4 protein-coding genes are annotated in these 3,181 nt (G+C 37.3%); 1 reads left to right on the forward strand and 3 read right to left on the reverse strand.

Annotation, left to right across the window (positions count from 1 at the left end; translation table 11 throughout):
* Window positions 1-159: 159 nt before the first annotated feature.
* A complete protein-coding gene (locus RWM06_RS09610; RefSeq protein WP_313970950.1) occupies window positions 160-459 on the forward strand; it encodes a YbaB/EbfC family nucleoid-associated protein in 300 nt (99 codons plus the stop codon).
* A 73-nt stretch (window positions 460-532) separates the two neighbouring features.
* Here the strand turns inward: RWM06_RS09610 and RWM06_RS09615 are convergent, their stop codons facing one another.
* The 3 genes from RWM06_RS09615 to RWM06_RS09625 are packed head-to-tail and all read right to left on the reverse strand — an operon-like array spanning window position 533 to window position 3,067.
* Complete coding sequence (locus RWM06_RS09615; protein WP_313970951.1) at window positions 533-2,296, reverse strand: glycerophosphodiester phosphodiesterase; 1,764 nt, start codon at window positions 2,294-2,296, stop codon at window positions 533-535.
* An 8-nt stretch (window positions 2,297-2,304) separates the two neighbouring features.
* On the reverse strand, window positions 2,305-2,895 hold the full coding sequence (locus RWM06_RS09620; protein WP_313970952.1) for a 3'-5' exonuclease: 591 nt from the start codon (window positions 2,893-2,895) through the stop codon (window positions 2,305-2,307).
* 46 nt (window positions 2,896-2,941) lie between these two features.
* Entirely contained in the window at window positions 2,942-3,067 is a 126-nt protein-coding gene (locus RWM06_RS09625) for a hypothetical protein (RefSeq protein ID WP_001813665.1), read from the reverse strand.
* Window positions 3,068-3,181: the final 114 nt, after the last annotated feature.

Genomic DNA, 3,181 nt, shown 5'->3' on the forward strand with positions numbered 1-3,181 from the left:
TTTAGACTAATTTCCACTTCGGCTAGACAAGTGGAAGTTACTTTGAGAAGTTACCTTTGGTAATTTAATGTTGGAGGATTTATACTAACAATAGACTTTTAACCCCAAAATTGATAAAATAAAAAAGAAAATAATTGAAAAAGGAAACTGTAAATCACCATGATGAACATGCAAAACATGATGCGTCAAGCACAAAAACTTCAAAAACAAATGGAACAAAGCCAAGCTGAACTTGCTGCTATGCAATTTGTGGGCAAATCTGCTCAAGACCTTGTCCAAGCGACCTTAACTGGTGACAAAAAAGTTGTCAGCATTGACTTCAGTCCAGCTGTCGTTGACCCAGAAGACCTTGAAACTCTTTCTGATATGACCGTTCAAGCCATCAACTCTGCTCTTGAACAAATCGATGAAACGACTAAGAAAAAACTAGGCGCTTTCGCTGGGAAATTGCCATTCTAAGCATAAGAAAAAACAAGCATTCAAGAGAATACTTGCCTATCGTGGGAGGAACAACTGTTCCTCTTTTTGCTTACTAAAAATTAAAGAATTCCATGGCCTGTTTGAAAAGCAATTCAGTATACTCTGGGTCTTCTTGGGCAATGGTAACCTGATCTTGAATCATTTCCAAATTATCCGTTATCATGCCATCTGCCCCCAAATGAACTGATTTCTCAAAGGACTCTGAACTATTGATGGTCCAAACGTACAATTTCTGATCCGTATTCCAAAGCTTGTTGACAAAATTTTCATCTAAAGTTGAATACTCCATGGTATAACCTGTAGCCTTGGTTCTTGGAAAAATACTATTATAAGGTAGGATGAAATAGACTGGAATTTGAGTATCGTAGGCTAAAACCTGGTCAATCACATGATAATCCAAGGATTGCATTTGGTGCCCATTCTGCTTAATGATGGCTCCATATTTTTCCATAAAGCGTTTCATCATATCTGGGCTATCTTTTCGACTGGTTTTAATCTCAATAAGAAGTTTTTGATGTAATTCATTGGCTTTATTGAGATAATCATCAAAACTAGACACCTTGCTATGATAACCATTTTCTGAAATATCAAGTTTGGTTAATTCTTTCAAAGTTAGATCCTGTGGATTGGCATTAACTCCTGTCAGATTCTTGATATTAGCATCATGCATCATGACAAACTGGCCATCTTTTGTTTCCTGAACATCCGTCTCAACGAAATCTGGAGATAACTGAGCGGTTTTTTCTAGTGATTGGACGGTATTCTGCACACCATTCTTATTAGATACTCCCCTGTGAGAAATGATTAAAGGTTTATGTGAAACTGGAGCTTCTAAATAAACATAACCCTCAAGAGCGAAAAAGATACAAGCACAGCCCATCACTCCCCATCTCATCCAGTGGTCTTTCTTTCTCCTTGGTGTAATTTCTAGTTCTTCTCCTGTTAAGAAGGAAACAAACTTAATGAGAAAGTAAGTCAAGGCTATATAGTGGAAATTCTTAATCAAGACAAAATTGATAATTCCCAGTACAAGAGATTCCTTATGGGTTAGACCATCCATCAGTACCTGACTTGCTAATATTGGAATCAATAAAAGAATGAAAAATAGGTAGGTTTTGACGACAATCCAAAGCAAGTTCCAAGTATAAAACCAGGAGTACTTTCTTGTCTTCTCTAGACTGTATCTGACAGCTTCTTTGACTGTTTTCTTCTCAAATAAAAGCTGAGGTAGGGCAAACATGAAACGCACTGAAATGTAAAATAGAAGTAAAGCCAAAATAGTAACCACTATACCTATCAGCCAATACTTGTCTTCCACATAATCAACGATAAAGTCTGGAATGACAATTTTATTGAGATAGTAAATCTTTAAAATCTTTCGAATCAATGGAAAAAGCATCATGATATAAAAGAAGATAAAGGCTATCTTTGCAAGCGTGACTTGCTTCATAAACAAGAAACTTTGGCGAAAGACCTTACGACTGTACTCCAACAAAGTTCTCTTTTCATGATAGAGGAGGTGGCGAGCTCCGATAAAGAGAAGTCCTATCTGGTAATAGGCGACCAATAAATTAACAATCACCAGAACAAATAAAGCAAGACTAACAAAGGGTGAGCCCGTTATAATAGCAAAAATATTGTTGTAGGATAGAAAGAGATAACCTGTCTGACGGAGCAATAGTCCAGCAATCCAAGAATTTGATGGTAACCAGACAAACTCAATCATCATGAAAGTCAAGAAGAAAAGAAAGAGTATTTTATCTAGATTAAAGTATATCTGCTTAAAACCTAGATTTTTAGGTTTTTCAGGTTTCATAGGCACTCCTAGTCAAATAATTGAGACAAGTCCAAGCCCCCAAAAGGATTGTTTGATAAGCTACTTTCTGTCTCTAACAATTCTCTAGCTTGATCTGACTCTAAGAAGGACTCGTACACACGCGCCGTCATCCGAGCATCCTCTAGGCTATTATGAGACTGACCTTGAAATCCAAGAAATGAGGCAACAGTTTGCAATTTGAGATTGGCAATACCATGTAAATCCGAACTACGACGTTCAAAAGCTTCATCATACAAATCCACCTTGTACTGCTGGCTATAGTCTAAACCATGATCCGCTAAAATAGGTAGATCACTTTTAGCAGCATTGTAGCCAACCATGGGTAAAGAACCCACAAACTCTTGGAATTCTTTTATAACTTCCTCCACTGGGGGAGCATCTTTTAAGGTCTCGGCTGTAATCCCAGTCAAACCATTGATAAAACTTTTTAAAGGTACATTGGTATGAACATAGGAATCATAGGCATCGATTTCCTGACCATCTCTAAAACGCACTGCCGATACTTGAATCAAGTGTGTTTGCCCTTCATGCTGATTAAATTCTAAATCAAAAGCAATGTAATCTTCTAATCGTTCCATTTTCTACCTCTCCTATACTGTTATTTTATACTCTTCGAAAATCTCTTCAAACCGCGTCAGCTTCGCCTTGCCGTAGATATATGTAACTGACTTCGTCAGTCTTATCTACAACCTCAAAGCAGTGCTTTGAGCAGCCTGCGGCTAGCTTCCTAGTTTGCTCTTTGATTTTCATTGAGTATTACTTGAGCAACTATACTATTTAGAAATAAAAGAAGCCATCAGGTTAGCATTTAACCTAAACAGCTCCTTGATTATCCTCCAAATAAACGAGCAAAAAAGCCTTTCT

The organism is uncultured Streptococcus sp., from assembly GCF_963516575.1.
Classification (GTDB): Bacteria; Bacillota; Bacilli; order Lactobacillales; family Streptococcaceae; genus Streptococcus.